The organism is Sphingopyxis sp. EU05-FHT14B03 (genome assembly GCF_058790875.1).
This window is the reverse complement of record NZ_JBYTDC010000001.1, coordinates 173,191-188,442: the sequence shown is the minus strand read 5'-3', so window position 1 is coordinate 188,442 and position 15,252 is coordinate 173,191. Positions and strand designations below refer to the sequence as shown.

The following is a 15,252-nucleotide window of genomic DNA, read 5'->3' as shown; positions in this document are numbered from 1 at the left end:
CTTGCCGGCGGCCTGTCGCGGTTCGACGCGGCGCTGCTCGGCGGGTTGGCGATCATGTCGATGGCGCTGTTGTTCTGGGCGACGCGCGACGCGGTGCTGGCGGCGGGTTTCCTCGCCGGGCTGGCGGTTACCGGCGGCGCGGTGATCCTGCTGCGCCGACTTTTTCCTGCGGCCGTCGGCGGCGAGGCGGCGTTGCCCGACTGGACGATGCTGCGCGCTGCGGTCGATCATGACGATGTCGGTATCGCGGTGACCGACCGCGCCGGACGACTCGTCTGCGCCAACGACCTGTTCGCGACCTGGATGGGCGGCTTCGTGACCCCGCCCGGCCTGCCGCTCGAAGGACGCGGCGCCGAACTGCTCAAGAACGCCGGGCGCACTGCCTGGCGCGACGGCCAGGGGGAGGTCGAAGACCTGACGGTCGGCACCCTCCACCTGCGCGCACAGGTGATCCGCACCGGCCTGTCCGAAGATTATCTGGTGTGGCGTTTTTCGGCGGTCGAACGGCTCGATCTCGTCTCCGAAATCAGCCGTCATCTCGATGGCCCGGCGGGCCGCACGCTCGGCCAGGCGGGGATCATGGCGGCGCTGGTCAACGCCGAGGGACGGCTGCGCGTTGCCAATCACGCCTTCCTGCTGCGCGCGCTGGGGGAGAGCGACGCGACCCATTATGCGGGCCGCGACGTCGCGCCGCTGCTCCGGCTCGACGATGCCGGGACGCTCTATTTCGGGCGCGAGGGCGAACGCGCGACGCCGGTCCGCTTGCTCCAGATCCCGTTGATCCCTGCCGACAGCCATGGTCCGATGCTGCTGGCGCTGATCGACGAGGAGGTCGGCGCGGCCGATCGCGGCACCGCGCAAACTTATGTCGAGACCTTGCTGTCCCTGCTGCCCTTCGGCCTCGCGATGGTCGATCGCGACGGACGCTTCCTCTACATGAATCGTGCCTTCGTCCGCGCCGCCGGATTGTCCGAGGCGAAGATGCCGCGTTACCCCGGCGATATCGTGGTCAGCGAGGACAAGGGGCCGCTCGCCGACATGATTCGCCGCCACAGCAGCGGACAACAGGTCGGCGGCGACCTGTCGATCCGGCTCGCCGGGCAGGGCGACGAGCCGGTGTCGATGCGCGTCGTCGGGGTGCGCGGGCTCGGCGAGGCGGCGGTACTGCTGAGCCTCAAGGATTCGAGCGAAGAATCGCGGCTCAAGCGCCAGGTCGCGCAGGCATCGAAGATGCAGGCGGTCGGCCAGCTCGCGGGCGGCGTGGCGCATGATTTCAATAACATATTGACCGCGGTGCTCGGCAGCTGCGACCTGATGCTCATGCGGCATACGCCCGGCGACAGCGATTATGACGATATCCAGCAAATTCGCAGCAACGCCAATCGCGCCGCCAGCCTGACGCGGCAATTGCTCGCTTTCTCGCGGCAACAGACACTGCGTCCGCAAATCCTGCAGCTGCCCGACGTGATTTCGGAGGTGTCGCATCTGCTCAAGCGGCTGATCGGTGAGACGGTGCAATTGTCGGTGCGCCACGGGCGCGGACTGGGCGCGGTGCGTGCCGACCCGGGGCAACTCGAACAGGTCATCATCAACCTTGCGGTCAATGCGCGCGATGCGATGGCGGGGCAGGGCACGCTGACGATGGAAACCTATCCGGTCACTGCCGCCGAGGTGCGCGCGATGGGCAGCGACGTGATGCCGCCCGCCGATTATAGCGCGCTCAAGGTCAGCGACACCGGCGGCGGCATTCCCGCCGACGTGCTGCCCAAGATTTTCGAACCCTTTTTCACCACCAAGGATGTCGGCAAGGGAACCGGACTCGGCCTCTCGACCGTCTATGGCATCATCAAGCAGTCGGCGGGCTTCATCTTCGCCGACAGCAAGCCGGGCGAAGGCGCGAGCTTCACCATCTACCTGCCGGTCCATCGCGCCGGCAAGGATGCGCCCGCCGTCGCGCCGCCGCCCCCCAAACCCAAGAAGAGCCAGTGGGGCACCGGCACGATCCTTCTCGTCGAGGATGAGGATATGGTGCGTGCGGTCGCCGAACGCGCGCTGACCCGCGCCGGCTACACCGTCGTCACCGCGTCGCAGGGCGAGGAAGGGCTCGAACGCTTCGGCCAGATGGACAAGGTCGACCTGATCCTGACCGACGTGATGATGCCGACGATGGACGGGCCGGCGATGGTCCGCGCGTTGCGCGCCAAGCGTCCCGACCTGCCCGTTTTGTTCATGTCGGGCTATGCCGAGGAACAATTGCGCCAGTCGATCGATATTGATCATGTGTCCTTCCTTCCCAAACCCTTTTCGGTCGCGCAATTGACCGAGGCGACCTCGGCGGCGCTCGATGCCGCGGCGCAGCGGGCCGGCTGATGACGGCGAATCGCAACATCCTGCTCGTCGAGGACGATGTGTTGATCGGCATGATGCTGGTCGACATGTTTGACGCGCTGGGCTTCCCCGAACCCGCACAGGCGGCGAGCGTCGAGGATGCTCTGGCGATCATCGCGGCGCAGCCGGTCGACGCGGCGCTGGTCGACATCAATCTCGGCGAGGCGAAGGGCTGGCCGGTCGCCGATGCGCTCGCGGCGAAGGATATTCCCTTCGCCTTCACGTCGGGTGGTGGCGACGCGATTCCGCCGGCGCACGCCCACCGCAAACTGGTATCGAAGCCGTTCCGGCTCAGCGAAATCGAAACCGTTCTCAACGAATTTTTCGACGGATAAGCGTGCGGTTTGCGCCGTCGCAATAAATTTTGTTCTACTCTTGTTCCTTTAGAACAAATACCGTACACAGGTCCGGCGTTGCGATGCTTCTGCCTTCGCGATAGAGCAGGAAAGGGACGGTCATGGCCGGTCAATTGTCACTCGTCGAATCGGGGAAATCAGTGAACAGCACGGACAGGCAGAAGGCGCTCGACGCCGCCTTGGCACAAATCGATCGCGCCTTCGGCAAGGGCTCGGTGATGAAATTGGGTTCGAAGGAGACGATGCAGGTCGAAGCGATTTCGACCGGATCGCTCGGACTCGACATCGCCCTCGGCGTCGGCGGCCTGCCGCGCGGGCGCGTCATCGAAATCTACGGCCCCGAAAGCTCGGGCAAGACGACCCTCGCACTCCACGTCCTTGCCGAGGCGCAGAAGGGCGGCGGCACCGTCGCTTTCGTCGACGCCGAACATGCGCTCGACCCGGTCTACGCCAGGAAACTTGGCGTCAATATCGACGAACTGATCGTGTCGCAGCCCGACACCGGCGAACAGGCGCTCGAAATCGTCGACACGCTGGTGCGCTCGAACGCGATCGACGTGCTCGTCGTCGACTCGGTCGCCGCGCTCGTTCCGCGCGCCGAAATCGAGGGCGAGATGGGCGACAGCCATGTCGGCCTGCAGGCGCGCTTGATGTCGCAGTCGCTGCGCAAGCTCACCGGCTCGATCAGCCGTTCGCGCTGCATGGTGATCTTCATCAACCAGCTGCGCATGAAGATCGGCGTGATGTACGGCAACCCCGAGACAACGACGGGCGGCAACGCGCTGAAATTCTACGCTTCGGTTCGCCTCGACATCCGCCGCACCGGCCAGATCAAGAATGGCGACGAAATCGTCGGCAACACCACTCGCGTCAAGGTCGTCAAGAACAAGGTCGCGCCGCCGTTCAAGCAGGTCGAATTCGACATCATGTATGGCCAGGGCATCTCCAAGATCGGCGAGATTCTCGATCTCGGCGTCAAGGCGGGCATCGTCGAGAAATCGGGCGCCTGGTTCAGCTATGATTCGATCCGCATCGGACAGGGCCGCGAGAATTCCAAGACCTTCCTCAAGGATAACCCCGAACTGATGGAACGGCTGGAAACCGCGATCCGCGGCAAGACAGACCAGGTCGCCGAGGAAATGATGGTCGGCCCCGACGACGACACCGACGACTGATAGGAATCCGGTCGGTCCGTTCCTGCGGACCGGCCGTCCAACGGCGGCGGGTTCCTTGCCCCTCAGGTTCGCAACCCTCTCGCGGACCGGCCCGCCCGCCGTTGGCCTTGCGCGGCCCCTTCGAGCGGCTACAAGCACGCCATGCCCGCGATCCGCCTCTTTGGCCTGCCCACCGACGTCAACAGCAGCTTCGAACGCGGCGCCGCCGCCGGGCCCGCCGCGATCCGCGCCCAGCTCTGGAGCGAGCGCGGCAATATGGCGAGCGAACTCGGCCCCGAACTCGGCACCGACATCGCCTTCGCCGACGACGGCGACCTCGCGCTGACCGAGGACACCGCGCGCGACGACGCGATGATCCGCCGCCACGTCGCGCTTGTGCGCGAAGATGGTGAAATTCCACTCGCCCTCGGCGGCGACCATGCCGTGACTCTTCCGCTCGTCGAGGCGGCGGCGGCCTGTTTCGGGCCGGTCAACATCCTCCATATCGACGCGCATCCCGACCTCTACGACGATTTCGAGGGCAATCCGCGCAGCCACGCGTCGCCCTTCGCCCGCATCTACGATGGCGGCCATGCCGCGCGGCTGGTGCAGGTCGGCATCCGCACGCTGAACCGACACTGCCGCGAGCAGGCCGACCGCTTCGGGGTCGAGATCGTGCCGATGGCGGGTTTCACCCCCGATGCGGTGCCGGTACTCGAAGGCCCGCTCTACATCTCGATCGACATGGACGGCATCGACCCGTCGGCGGCGCCCGGCGTCGCGCATCCCGAGCCTGGCGGACTGACGGTGCGCGAACTGCTCGCCGTCCTGCACAAACAGACCGCGCCGATTATCGGCGCCGATATCGTCGAACATCATCCCGGCCGCGATACCGGCGAGGTCACCGCGATCCTCGGCGCCAAGCTGGTGCGCGAGATCGCGGCGCTGATCGATCGCAACGGGACCTACACACCATAAGAGGAGAGCGACATGAGCCTGATCGTCCACCACCTGAACAACAGCCGCTCGCAGCGCATCCTGTGGCTGCTCGAGGAACTGGGTGTGCCCTATGAAATCAAGCACTACCAGCGCGACGCCGTCACCAACCTCGCGCCGCCCGAATTGAAGGCCATTCATCCCCTCGGCAAATCGCCGTTGCTTGAAGATGCGGGGCGGGTGATCCAGGAATCGGGCGCGATCGCTGAATATCTGTGCGACAATTATGGCGGTGAGGCGCTCGTTCCAGCGCGCGGCACCGACGACCATGTCCGCCACCTCGAACTTATCCACTTCGCCGAAGGATCGGCGATGACCCCGATCCTGCTCAACATCTACCTTGGCCGGCTCGGCGACGCCGCGGCGCCGGTGAAGCCGCGGATCGACGAGCAACTCGACGCGCATTTCCGCTATCTCGACAATGAAGTGAACGACGCCGGCCATTTCATCGGCGACGGGCTGTCGGCGGCCGACATCATGCTCAGCTTCCCGGCAGAGGTTGCCGCGATGGGCGGCGCCGACCGATATCCCAAGCTGGCGGCCTTCGTGGCCGCGATGCACGCACGCCCGACGTGGCAGGCGGCGCGTGCGAAGGGCGGGGCTTATTTTGTCTTCTGACCGCCTGCGCATTATTGCCACCGCCGTCCTGCTCGGCCTCGCGGTTCCGGCGGCGGCGCAATCGCCGCTGCTCGGTCCCGAGGTCGAGCGCGTCGTCAACGCCCCCGAAGGGGCAAGCTTCGTGCCGGACGCCGCCGACGAGAGTGACGCGATGGGCCGTGTCGCATCCTATACGATGGCGCTCGCGCGGCGCGATTTTGCGTCGGCCTATGCGATGTTGCGGCTGTCGTTTCAGGCGTCGAACCCGCGGCTAGAATGGGAAACCAATTTGCGCAAGCGCGAGACGCTTTGGGCCGACGGCATCATCCGCGTCCTGCGGCTGAGCTGGTACCAGGATCCGGCCGGGCAGCCGCCGGGGCTTTACGCCGCCTTCGATTTTCGCGGCGATCGCGCCGACGGTACGATGGATTGCGGCTATGTCGTCGTCCACCGCGCGGCCCCGGGATCGGGCTTCACCATCGTACGCACCGACACGTCCGAGGTGCCGATCGAGATGATGGAGGATGGCATCCCCAAGGCCGAAGTCCTGCGCCAGCTGCCCTGTTATCTTGGTAAGGGGATCGCGACCGCCTTTTGACGGTACAGGTCTGAAACCCAAGCAAATTCGGCTTGCGGTGCGATATCGCGCGCGGCAAGCTTCGCGCGCCGCCGTCCGGCGGTTTCCGGTGGGGGAATGATCATGGCGGTGATGGCTCTTGCGTTGCTGGCGGCTGCGGCCGGCCAGCCTGAAATCAAGGTCGCGCCGGTGCCCGGGAAGGGCTTTGTCGCGACCGTCGCGGTGATCGACGCCGATCAGTATGATCCCGTCATTGATCGCATCAAGGTGCTGGCCACTCAACGCTGCGGGGCACTCAAGGTCCGGTTTGGCCGCTATTATTTCGACAACCAGATCGACGTCGATCGCGGTGTGACGGTGATCAAGGATTTCCGTCAGAACTTCTCCTGCTACGATCCGGCGACCGATCCCTATAAGCCCGTGCCCATCGACTGGACGGCGAATGCTGCCGAGATCGGGGCGGCCACACAATTTGCGACGCGCTTTCTGAACAATCTCGACCGAGGGAATAGCGCGACGCTGGCGGGCATGATGGACCCGGCACTTGAGGCGACCCCGGACGAAATGGCCCGCTTCAGCAAGGAAGCGAAGATGCACCAGACGGGCGCGGGACAGTTCACGGCGCGGCTCGACGGCTGGCTCAACAACCCCGAGGACGCGGCCTATCCCGGTGCCTATGCCTATTTCGCGGTTCTGAGCTCGCATCCCGGGATCGCCGGAACCTGTGGCGGGCTGCTTCTCTATCGCGTTCGCACCGGCGTTTATAATGTATCGCAATACGACGTGCGCTACGTCTCGCAGGCATTGATCGACGAAGCGGGATATTCCGATGAGGAGCTTAATCGACTTTGCCAGCGATAGGTTGGCGGCAAACCAAGCATCATGCTTGAGAAACGCGGCGTAGCGCACTAGATCGCGCGGATGACATCGACCAACGACATTCGCCGCTCGTTCCTCGACTATTTCGCGGGGACCGGCCACCATATCGAACCGTCGGCGCCGCTGGTGCCGTACAACGACCCGACGTTGATGTTTGTCAACGCCGGGATGGTGCCGTTCAAGAATGTCTTCACGGGGCTGGAGAAGCGGCCGTACAGCACCGCGGCCTCGTCCCAGAAATGCGTCCGCGCCGGCGGCAAGCATAATGATCTCGACAATGTCGGCTTCACCGCGCGGCATCACACCTTCTTTGAAATGCTGGGAAATTTCTCGTTCGGCGACTATTTCAAGGAACAGGCGATCCACCATGCCTGGACGCTGATCACCAAAACTTGGGGCCTCGCACCCGAGAAGTTGACCGCGACGGTCTATCACACCGACGACGAAGCCTATGACCTGTGGCGCAAGATCGCAGGGCTGCCCGAGGATCGCATCATCCGCATCGCGACCAACGACAATTTCTGGTCGATGGGCGATACCGGACCGTGCGGGCCGTGCAGCGAAATCTTTTACGACCATGGCGACCATATCTGGGGCGGCCCGCCGGGATCGGCGGAGGAAGACGGCGACCGTTTCGTCGAGATCTGGAACCTGGTGTTCATGCAGTACGACCAGCGGGCGCCGGGCGACCGCGTCGATCTGCCGCGGCCGAGCATCGACACCGGCATGGGGCTGGAGCGCGTCGCGGCGGTGCTGCAGGGCGTCACCGACAATTATGACACCGACACCTTCAAGGCGCTGATCGCGGCGTCGGTCGATCTGACCGGCGTTCCCGCCGAGGGCGGGACGCAGGCGAGCCACCGAGTGATCGCCGATCATCTGCGCGCATCGAGTTTCCTGATCGCCGACGGGGTGCTGCCGTCGGCCGAGGGGCGCGGTTATGTGCTGCGCCGGATCATGCGGCGCGCGATGCGCCACGCGCATCTGCTCGGCGCGAAAGATCCGCTGATGTACCGGCTTCTGCCGTCGCTGACCGCCGAAATGGGCGCGGCCTATCCCGAGCTGATCCGCGCCCAGCCGCTGATCGCCGAGACATTGGAGCGCGAGGAGACCAAGTTTCGCCAGACGCTCGACAAGGGGTTGCGGCTGCTCGACGAGGCGACGGTCGGCATGGCCGCCGGCGCGACTTTGCCCGGTGATGTCGCGTTCAAGCTCTATGACACGTTCGGCTTCCCTTATGATCTGACCGAGGATGCGCTGCGCACGCAGGATATCACGGTCGATCGCGCGGGCTTCGACGCGGCAATGGCGCAGCAGAAGGCGGCGGCGCGCGCGGCGTGGAAGGGCAGCGGGCAGAAGGCGTCGGAAGAAATCTGGTTCGATCTGGCCGAGAGCAACGGCAGCACCGAATTCACCGGTTATGGCGCGACGGTCGGCGAGGGCGAGGTGATCGCGCTCGTCAAGGATGGCGTGCAGGTCAATGAGGCGAAGGCGGGCGACGAACTGGTCGTGCTGACCAACCAAACGCCTTTTTATGGCGAGAGCGGCGGCCAGATGGGCGACAGCGGCACGATCGCGACGCTCGGCGGCGCGGCGGCGACGGTGAGCGATACGAGCAAGCCGCTCGGGCGCTTGCACGCGCATCAGGCAAAGCTGGAGAGCGGGACGCTGAAGGTCGGCGACACCGTGCAGTTGACCGTCGATGCCGCGCGGCGCGACCGGATTCGCGCCAATCACAGCGCGACGCACCTGCTGCACGCGGCGCTGCGCAATCGGCTGGGCGGGCATGTGACGCAAAAGGGCAGCCTGGTCGCCGAAGACCGTTTCCGTTTCGACTTTTCGCACCCCAAGGCGCTGACGGCGGACGAGATCGCCGACGTCGAGGCGGATGTGAACGCGCAGATTCGCGGCAACGAGGCGGTGACGACGCGGTTGATGACCCCCGACGATGCGGTCGCGGCGGGGGCGCTGGCGCTGTTCGGCGAGAAATATGGCGACGAGGTGCGCGTGCTCAGCATGGGTGCGGCGGACGATCATCATTATTCGGTCGAGCTGTGCGGCGGGACGCATGTGCGGGCGCTGGGCGATATCGCTTTGCTCAAGATCGTCGGCGAATCGGCGGTGTCGTCGGGCGTGCGGCGCATCGAGGCGCTGACGGGCGATGCCGCGCGTGTCTGGCTGAACGGCCGCGACGAGGCGCTGAAGGCGGCGGCAGCGGCGCTCAAGACCTCGCCCGACGATGTGCCGGCGCGCGTTGCGGCGCTCGCCGAGCAATTGAAGAAGGCCGAGCGCGAACTGGCCGACGCGAAGAAGGCGCTCGCCCTTGGCGGTTCTGGCGGCGGCGGTGCCGCGGCGGGGCCGGCAGTCGAGCAAATCGGTGATACCGCCTTCCTCGCGCAGGTCGTCGAGGGGCTCGATCCCAAGGAACTGCGCGGTACGGTCGATGGCTTGAAGAAGCAGGTCGGCAGTGGTGTGGCGATGCTGGTTGCGGTTAACGACGGGCGCGCTTCGGTTGCGGTGGGCGTGACTGAGGGCGTAGTCCACAATGCCGTCGATCTGGTCAAGCTCGCGGTCGCTGCGCTGGGCGGGCAGGGCGGAGGCGGGCGGCCCGACATGGCGCAGGGCGGCGGTCCCGACGGCGCGGCCGCCGATGCCGCGGTCGCGGCCGTTAAAGCCGCGCTCGCTTGAAACCGACCAAGAAGACGCGGCGTACCGATCATGCCGAACGGCTGATCGCCGCGCCGTTGGTCGATGTGTTTGCCGCCTTCACCAGCGAGGCGAAGCTGGCGCGCTGGTTGCCGCCCGAGGGCGCGACGGGGACGTTCGAGCATATCGACTTGAGCGCCGGCGGCGGCTTTCTGATGCGGCTGACGTTCGACGACGCCGATGTCGAGACCAAGAGCGACGACGAGAGCGATGTCGTTGAAGTCTATATTCCGGTGCTCGACGACGGGCGGCTCGTCGTGTGGGAGGTCGAGTTCGTGTCGGACGATCCGCGCTTTTCGGGCACGATGTCGATGCACTGGTATTTGTCGCGACAGAGCGGTGGCACGCTTGTCACGATCGACGCGCATCATGTGCCGCCGGGGATTTCTGCGAAAGACCATCTGGAGGGGCTGAATTCGTCGCTGGCGAATCTGGCGCGAGTGGTCGAGGGATAACGACACCATAGAAATCCCGTTCGCATCGAGTGAAGTCGAGACGCCTCGAAAGCGCGGCACCCGACGGGTGTCTCGACTTCGCTCGACACGAACGGGATTTGAGGCTGGCTTTGCCGTTTTTAGCTCTCCACCCCTCTCGCCTTCCCCCACGCTCTTGCCGCCGTATATCCCAGATAGCCCGTGCCGAAGAGCGCGTAGAGCGGTTCGGGGATGCCGGCGAGATAGGCGTTCATGCCTTCGGCGATGCCCTTTGCCATCTCGGGCCGCGCCGCGGCGATCAGGCCCATCGGGATCGCCCACAGCAACAGCGCATACATGACATAGAGGAAACTCGGCCGCGCGCGGCTGGTCCACGGGTCGGCGCTGTTCGCCTCGGCGACGATCGCGGTCATCTGGGTGCGGATCGCTTCCATTTCCTGTGTGCCCTCGAGCTTGAGCAGTTCGAGCTTGGCGCGGTCGCGGGCTTCGGGGTCGGGGATGATCTTGTCGATCAACTTGGCGATCGGGCCGATCAGGCCTTCGATGATGCTCATGACGTCATTTCCTTTTTGCTAGAGAATCCTCACAACTTCACACTGAATCGACATGTTTTCGAAGGGTCAGTCCGGCCCGATACGGTTCGCGAGCCAGCCGTAGAGGAACGCCTCCTGGCTGGGGCGGCGTTCGGCGAGCGCGATGTAGCGTTCGCCCTGCAACGCCTCCATCGCGCGTAGCAGCACCGTCTCACCGCCCGCGCCGCGCGCCCGCAGGAAGGCATCGAGCGCGGCGAGGGTGCGCGCGCCGATCTCGCGATCGACCGCAACGTCGGGATAGTCGCGCGCCGAGCGGTTCAAGGCGTTGAGCGCGCGCTGCAGAAAGCCGGTCGCAGTCGCCGTGCCCATGTTGACGTCGGTATCGAACAATTCGGCGGCGATCGCAGGCGCGCGGTGGGCGACCCGGCCATAAGCGGGGCGCTGCCAATAGAGGCGGCGGTAGATCGACACGGCCTCCTCGCGCGGCAGGCCGCGCATGTCGCCGCCATAACCCTGCGCGCGGGCGACGGCTTCGGTGATTCCCCAACACGTCGCGCCGCCGCGATCGGCGGAGTAGTTTACATAAGCGCCTTCGCGGTCGATGACGGCATCAATCATCGCGTCGGCGTCGAAAGACGATCTTTGTGGTCTGGGCATGAGTCTCATCTCCGGTTTGTTGAACGGACAAAACGAACCATATTGGAATAAATTAGGAAAGGCTTTTCTCCATGCAGGCGTTACAGGTCAGGGAATTGGTGGAGAATCATGGTGGCTGTGGGCTGGTCGACCTGGCCGTCCCCGAACCGGGGCCGGGTGAGGTGCGGGTGCGGGTGCGCGCTGCGGCGGTGAATTTCCCCGACCTGCTGATGACGCGCGGGGCGTATCAGTTGAAACCCGACCTGCCGTTCGTGCCGGGGCTGGAATTCGCCGGCGAAGTCGACGCGCTGGGCGAGGGGGTTTTGCGCTGGTCGGTCGGCGACGCGGTGATCGGCGGCAACCGTTTCGGGGCGATGGCAGACTATGTCGTGGTTCCGGCGGCGGCCCTGCGCGCCAAACCCGGGCGGCTGTCGTGGGAGGAGGCCGCAGCCTATGGCGTGGCGTATCTGACCGCCTATGTCGCGCTCGTTCGCTGCGCGCGGGTAGAAGCGGGCGAAACAGTGCTGGTGCACGGCGCGGCGGGCGGGGTCGGTCTGGCGACTGTCGATTTGGGCAAGGCGCTGGGCGCGCAGGTGATCGCGGCGGCGAGCAGCGCGGAGAAGCGCGCGGCGCTGGCCGAATATTATGCGCCCGACGCGGTGATCGCGGCCGATCCGGGCTTTCGCGACGAGGTCAAGGCGCTGACCGGCGGGCGCGGCGCCGACGTGATCTTCGATCCCGTGGGGGGCGATATATTCGACGAATCGACCCGCTGCATCGCGTTCGGCGGGCGGCTGCTGGTGATCGGCTTCGCATCGGGACGCATCCCCGAGGTGTCGGTCAATATGCCGTTGATCAAGGGCTTTTCGGTCGTCGGGGTGCGTGCGGGCGAATATGGCCGCCGGTTCCCGGCGCGCGGTGCCGAGAATATCGCGGCGATCGATGCGCTGGCCGCCGAGGGACGAATCCGGCCGCATGTCCATGCCGCGCTGACCCTCGCTGACTGGCGCGAGGGCTTTGCGATGCTCGAACGGCGCGCGGTGGTGGGGAAGGTCGTCCTGATCCCCTAACGCCTGACCGCCGAATCGCCGTGCAATCGCGGCGGCCCGAATCCTTGCGATATGGTCTTGCGGCGATCCGACCGTCATAGCGGCGCCGGGGCTCTCCGGCGGAAACGCCGCTACCTATCCGAGAGGAAATGACGTGAAGACATTGCTTATGATCGCCGCACCGCTGGCGCTGGCCATCCCGGCCGCCTATGCGGCGGAACCGGCTCCCAGTGGCGACGCCCTGTTCGCCAGGATGGATGCCAATGGCGACGGCAAGATCGACAAGGCCGAACTGACGAAGGCGGCCGAAGCGCAGGCCGCGAAGAAGGGCGACACCGCGCCGGTCGACACCGCGAAGATCGACGAAATGATCAAGCGGATCGACACCAACGGCGATGGCGCCGTCGACAAGGCGGAGATGGACGCGATGCGCAAGGCGCATGCCGCCGACGGCGAAGCGAAGCACTGACGATGGAAAGGCGGCGCCGGCCCTGAGGGGACGGCGCCGCCCGTCCTATTTGCGCGGCTTTCCTTTGGGATGGTCCGCGAGTTCGTTCAATATCGTCACCAGTTCGTCGTGCGGTCGCGAACCGGGCGCGCTCATCGCGGCGACCGAATTGGCCTCGGTCAAGCGGTTGAGCCGGGCGAGCAACCGGACGCGTCGGCGCCGGGTCAGCTTGGTCTCTGTCGTATTCCAGCGAAAGAATATCCGGCGCAGTTCGCCATGCCCGAACAGATTGTCGAGTTCGTGGATCGTGACATAAAGCAGGAAGAGCAGCATCAGCCAGACCTGGATGAACAGGAAACGGCTCCAGCTGAAATGATCGACGAGATAGGGCAGGAAGCCGCCGGGGGTCCCGTGCTCGATCACATAATGGACCAGCGCTTCGGCCAGGCGAACGAGGAAGACGCACAGCCAGTAGATTGCGCTTTTGAAAAGGATCGGCTGGATCAGCGGCGCGCCGTCGAAGCGCGCCATGAAACGGATGCTGTCGGTGACCAGCACCGCCTTGCCCACAAGCAGAGCGGCGATGGTCGCGGTGGCAAATCCCTTCACGTCGATGCCATGTTCGGCGAGCGCGAGCCGCGTGGTTCCTAAAATCAGGTTGAAGCCGACGAAGAAGAACAGCGTCGGCGGCGCCATGTGCCGGACGAGCTTCAACCAGCCGGCGAACGCGCGCCCGATCAGAGATCGACGTGCGGCGCTCGATGGCTCCGTCACAGGCTCGCTCCGGGACCCGCTTCCCGGATTATGGACTGGAAATATCCCATCGCACGCTCCTGCTGGCTCCCCCGCCAATAAAGCGGTGCTGTTTCAGACCGGCCGAAGCCAGCTTGCCATCGACAGGAGCCGATGCGCAAGCGTTTCGCGGCAATCAAGCCGTCGTTTCCGGAAAGTCCCGCCTTGGTTGCGGATTGAATTGGTCGGGACGAGAGGATTCGAACCTCCGACCCCCACACCCCCAGACCGTATTTTCGCGTGGTCGCGTTGCATCCTGATGCACCCAAAAATTGTTGATTTTACCGCCGTTTTCTGCCATTTTTTAGGTGTCATCGACGTTGCGTCTGGTGCCCCTTTGTTCCGTTCTAATTCGTCAGGTTGCACCACCAGTGCACCACCAGATCGAAATTTGGACATGCGGGAGCGGTAAATCATGCAAACAGCATTAACCCAAATGGCGGTCGATAAATTGACCACCCCGACCACCAAAATCGATTATCGCGATACCCGACTGAAAGGGCTTGTTCTTCGCGTGATGCCCAGTGGGACCAAGTCTTACTACTGCGAATATGCGCGCGGCAAGCGGGTATGGCTTGGCCGCGCCGACGTGCTCGGCGTGAGCGAAGCACGCGAGAGCGCGAGAGCTATTCTCGCGGATTTCTATCGTGGCATCGATCCCGTCGAAGCGCGCAAGCCGAAGGCTGTCATTCCGACCTATCGGAAATTTCTCGATGGCGATTATGGGGCATGGGCCAAGTCCAACCAGAAGGGACATGAACAAAATCTCAAGCGCCTCGCCACGGCGTTTAAAACGCTTCTCGACAGGCCACTCGATAAAATAACAGGTCTAGATATCGAGCGGTGGCGGGCGGTCCAGGTCGAACGCGGCTTGAGCAATCAGACGATCAACCGCGATCTCGCCTCGATTAAGGCGAGCTTCAACCGTGCGGTCGATTGGGGACTGCTAACCGCCAATCCGCTAGCCAAGATCAAAAAGTCTCGCGTCGATGATTGCATGAAGGTGCGCTTTCTGAGCGAGGCCGAAGAACGGCGGCTTCGCGCAGCAATTGAGGCCCGTGAAGAGCGTCGACGCGTCGAGCGCGATTCCGCCAATCGTTGGCGCGCCGAGCGCGGCTACGTCCTTCTACCCAGCCTGCGTGACGTCGTGTTCACCGATCATGTAAAACCCCTGATCCTGCTGTCGATCAACACTGGATGCAGGCGCGGGGAACTTTTCGATCTCACATGGTCGAACGTCAATCTGGACCGGCGCATTCTGACGGTGACCGGGGCAACCGCGAAATCGAGACGCACGCGGCATATACCCCTCAACCGCGAAGCAACTTCTGTGCTGCTCAACTGGCGAGCGCAATGCGAAGATACCTTCAGCCTAGTCTTCGTGAATGAACAGGGAGAGCGGTTCGACCGCGTAAATTCCTCATGGCGTCGTCTTCTGAAGGACGCGGAGATTTCGGAATTCCGCTGGCATGACATGCGCCACCATTTTGCGTCGCGCCTCGCAATGGGCGGCGTCGATCTAAACACGATCCGCGAACTACTTGGGCATAGTGATTATGCGATGACGCTGCGCTATGCCCATCTTGCTCCCGAATTTAAGTTGAAAGCGGTAGAAGTTTTGGATCAGGCCCGCGAGGCATCGAGAAGCAGCACTAAAGTGGTTGCCCTCGTTCGCTAGGCAGACCCTAGCGCCAAAGGCGGCTCGGA

Annotated in this window: 15 protein-coding genes; 12 read left to right on the top strand and 3 right to left on the bottom strand. The window is 64.4% G+C overall.

The genetic code is table 11. From position 1 onward, the window contains the following. Nucleotides 1-54: 54 nt before the first annotated feature. The 9 genes from AC3WS4_RS01000 (at nt 55) to AC3WS4_RS00960 (ending at nt 10,108) form a co-directional block, all read left to right on the top strand. A complete protein-coding gene (locus AC3WS4_RS01000; protein ID WP_492740350.1) occupies nt 55-2,370 on the top strand; it encodes a hybrid sensor histidine kinase/response regulator in 2,316 nt (771 codons plus the stop codon). Further along, the gene (locus AC3WS4_RS00995) at nt 2,370-2,723 is read left to right on the top strand and encodes a response regulator (RefSeq protein ID WP_056349656.1); all 354 of its coding nucleotides are present in this window, start codon (nt 2,370-2,372) and stop codon (nt 2,721-2,723) included. Before AC3WS4_RS01000 ends, AC3WS4_RS00995 begins: the two co-directional genes overlap by 1 nt. A 122-nt stretch (nt 2,724-2,845) precedes the next feature. Then, the gene (gene recA, locus AC3WS4_RS00990) at nt 2,846-3,919 is read left to right on the top strand and encodes a recombinase RecA (protein WP_056349659.1); all 1,074 of its coding nucleotides are present in this window, start codon (nt 2,846-2,848) and stop codon (nt 3,917-3,919) included. 141 nt (nt 3,920-4,060) lie between these two features. After that, nucleotides 4,061-4,876, top strand: coding sequence for an agmatinase (gene speB / locus AC3WS4_RS00985; protein ID WP_492740202.1), 816 nt, complete (start codon nt 4,061-4,063; stop codon nt 4,874-4,876). Between the two features lie 12 nt (nt 4,877-4,888). Then, nucleotides 4,889-5,512, top strand: a complete 624-nt coding sequence (locus AC3WS4_RS00980; RefSeq protein WP_492740203.1) for a glutathione S-transferase family protein — start codon at nt 4,889-4,891, stop codon at nt 5,510-5,512. Beyond that, nucleotides 5,502-6,089 carry a hypothetical protein gene (locus tag AC3WS4_RS00975; RefSeq protein ID WP_492740204.1) on the top strand — a complete coding sequence of 196 codons (588 nt, stop codon included), beginning with the start codon at nt 5,502-5,504 and terminating at the stop codon, nt 6,087-6,089. Before AC3WS4_RS00980 ends, AC3WS4_RS00975 begins: the two co-directional genes overlap by 11 nt. Before the next feature lie 96 nt (nt 6,090-6,185). Further along, nucleotides 6,186-6,929, top strand: coding sequence for a hypothetical protein (locus tag AC3WS4_RS00970; RefSeq protein ID WP_492742576.1), 744 nt, complete (start codon nt 6,186-6,188; stop codon nt 6,927-6,929). Between the two features lie 60 nt (nt 6,930-6,989). Then, nucleotides 6,990-9,635 carry an alanine--tRNA ligase gene (gene alaS, locus AC3WS4_RS00965; protein ID WP_492740206.1) on the top strand — a complete coding sequence of 882 codons (2,646 nt, stop codon included), beginning with the start codon at nt 6,990-6,992 and terminating at the stop codon, nt 9,633-9,635. Beyond that, nucleotides 9,632-10,108 carry an SRPBCC family protein gene (locus AC3WS4_RS00960; protein WP_492740207.1) on the top strand — a complete coding sequence of 159 codons (477 nt, stop codon included), beginning with the start codon at nt 9,632-9,634 and terminating at the stop codon, nt 10,106-10,108. Before alaS ends, AC3WS4_RS00960 begins: the two co-directional genes overlap by 4 nt. Nucleotides 10,109-10,227: 119 nt before the next feature. Here AC3WS4_RS00960 and AC3WS4_RS00955 read toward each other — a convergent pair whose 3' ends face one another. Then, entirely contained in the window at nt 10,228-10,641 is a 414-nt protein-coding gene (locus AC3WS4_RS00955) for a holin family protein (protein WP_056349680.1), read from the bottom strand. 66 nt (nt 10,642-10,707) lie between these two features. Then, nucleotides 10,708-11,238 carry a glycoside hydrolase family 108 protein gene (locus AC3WS4_RS00950; RefSeq protein ID WP_492740208.1) on the bottom strand — a complete coding sequence of 177 codons (531 nt, stop codon included), beginning with the start codon at nt 11,236-11,238 and terminating at the stop codon, nt 10,708-10,710. 110 nt (nt 11,239-11,348) lie between these two features. On the opposite strand from AC3WS4_RS00950, the gene AC3WS4_RS00945 reads away from it, so the two are divergent. Together AC3WS4_RS00945 and AC3WS4_RS00940 are read left to right on the top strand one after the other, a co-directional pair. Then, entirely contained in the window at nt 11,349-12,326 is a 978-nt protein-coding gene (locus AC3WS4_RS00945) for an NADPH:quinone oxidoreductase family protein (protein WP_492740209.1), read from the top strand. Nucleotides 12,327-12,459: 133 nt separating this feature from the next. Then, nucleotides 12,460-12,774: an EF-hand domain-containing protein gene (locus AC3WS4_RS00940; RefSeq protein ID WP_492740210.1), complete on the top strand. Its 315-nt coding sequence runs from the start codon at nt 12,460-12,462 to the stop codon at nt 12,772-12,774. A 45-nt stretch (nt 12,775-12,819) separates the two neighbouring features. Here the strand turns inward: AC3WS4_RS00940 and AC3WS4_RS00935 are convergent, their stop codons facing one another. After that, nucleotides 12,820-13,527 (bottom strand): hypothetical protein, encoded by a 708-nt coding sequence (locus AC3WS4_RS00935; protein ID WP_492740211.1) that lies wholly within the window; start codon nt 13,525-13,527, stop codon nt 12,820-12,822. Nucleotides 13,528-13,981: 454 nt separating this feature from the next. Between AC3WS4_RS00935 and AC3WS4_RS00930 the strand changes: the two genes are divergently transcribed. After that, nucleotides 13,982-15,223, top strand: a complete 1,242-nt coding sequence (locus tag AC3WS4_RS00930; RefSeq protein WP_492740212.1) for a site-specific integrase — start codon at nt 13,982-13,984, stop codon at nt 15,221-15,223. Nucleotides 15,224-15,252 lie beyond the last annotated feature (29 nt).

Excerpts from the sequence above, each read along its gene's own strand:
- AC3WS4_RS01000 (WP_492740350.1), top strand. The coding sequence starts at position 55 with ATGTCGATGGCGCTGTTGTTCTGGGCGACGCGCGACGCGGTGCTGGCG.
- AC3WS4_RS00995 (WP_056349656.1), top strand. The coding sequence starts at position 2,370 with ATGACGGCGAATCGCAACATCCTGCTCGTCGAGGACGATGTGTTGATC.
- recA (WP_056349659.1), top strand. The coding sequence starts at position 2,846 with ATGGCCGGTCAATTGTCACTCGTCGAATCGGGGAAATCAGTGAACAGC.
- speB (WP_492740202.1), top strand. The coding sequence starts at position 4,061 with ATGCCCGCGATCCGCCTCTTTGGCCTGCCCACCGACGTCAACAGCAGC.
- AC3WS4_RS00980 (WP_492740203.1), top strand. The coding sequence starts at position 4,889 with ATGAGCCTGATCGTCCACCACCTGAACAACAGCCGCTCGCAGCGCATC.
- AC3WS4_RS00970 (WP_492742576.1), top strand. The coding sequence starts at position 6,186 with ATGATCATGGCGGTGATGGCTCTTGCGTTGCTGGCGGCTGCGGCCGGC.
- alaS (WP_492740206.1), top strand. The coding sequence starts at position 6,990 with ATGACATCGACCAACGACATTCGCCGCTCGTTCCTCGACTATTTCGCG.
- AC3WS4_RS00955 (WP_056349680.1), bottom strand. The coding sequence starts at position 10,641 with ATGAGCATCATCGAAGGCCTGATCGGCCCGATCGCCAAGTTGATCGAC.
- AC3WS4_RS00950 (WP_492740208.1), bottom strand. The coding sequence starts at position 11,238 with ATGATTGATGCCGTCATCGACCGCGAAGGCGCTTATGTAAACTACTCC.
- AC3WS4_RS00945 (WP_492740209.1), top strand. The coding sequence starts at position 11,349 with ATGCAGGCGTTACAGGTCAGGGAATTGGTGGAGAATCATGGTGGCTGT.
- AC3WS4_RS00930 (WP_492740212.1), top strand. The coding sequence starts at position 13,982 with ATGGCGGTCGATAAATTGACCACCCCGACCACCAAAATCGATTATCGC.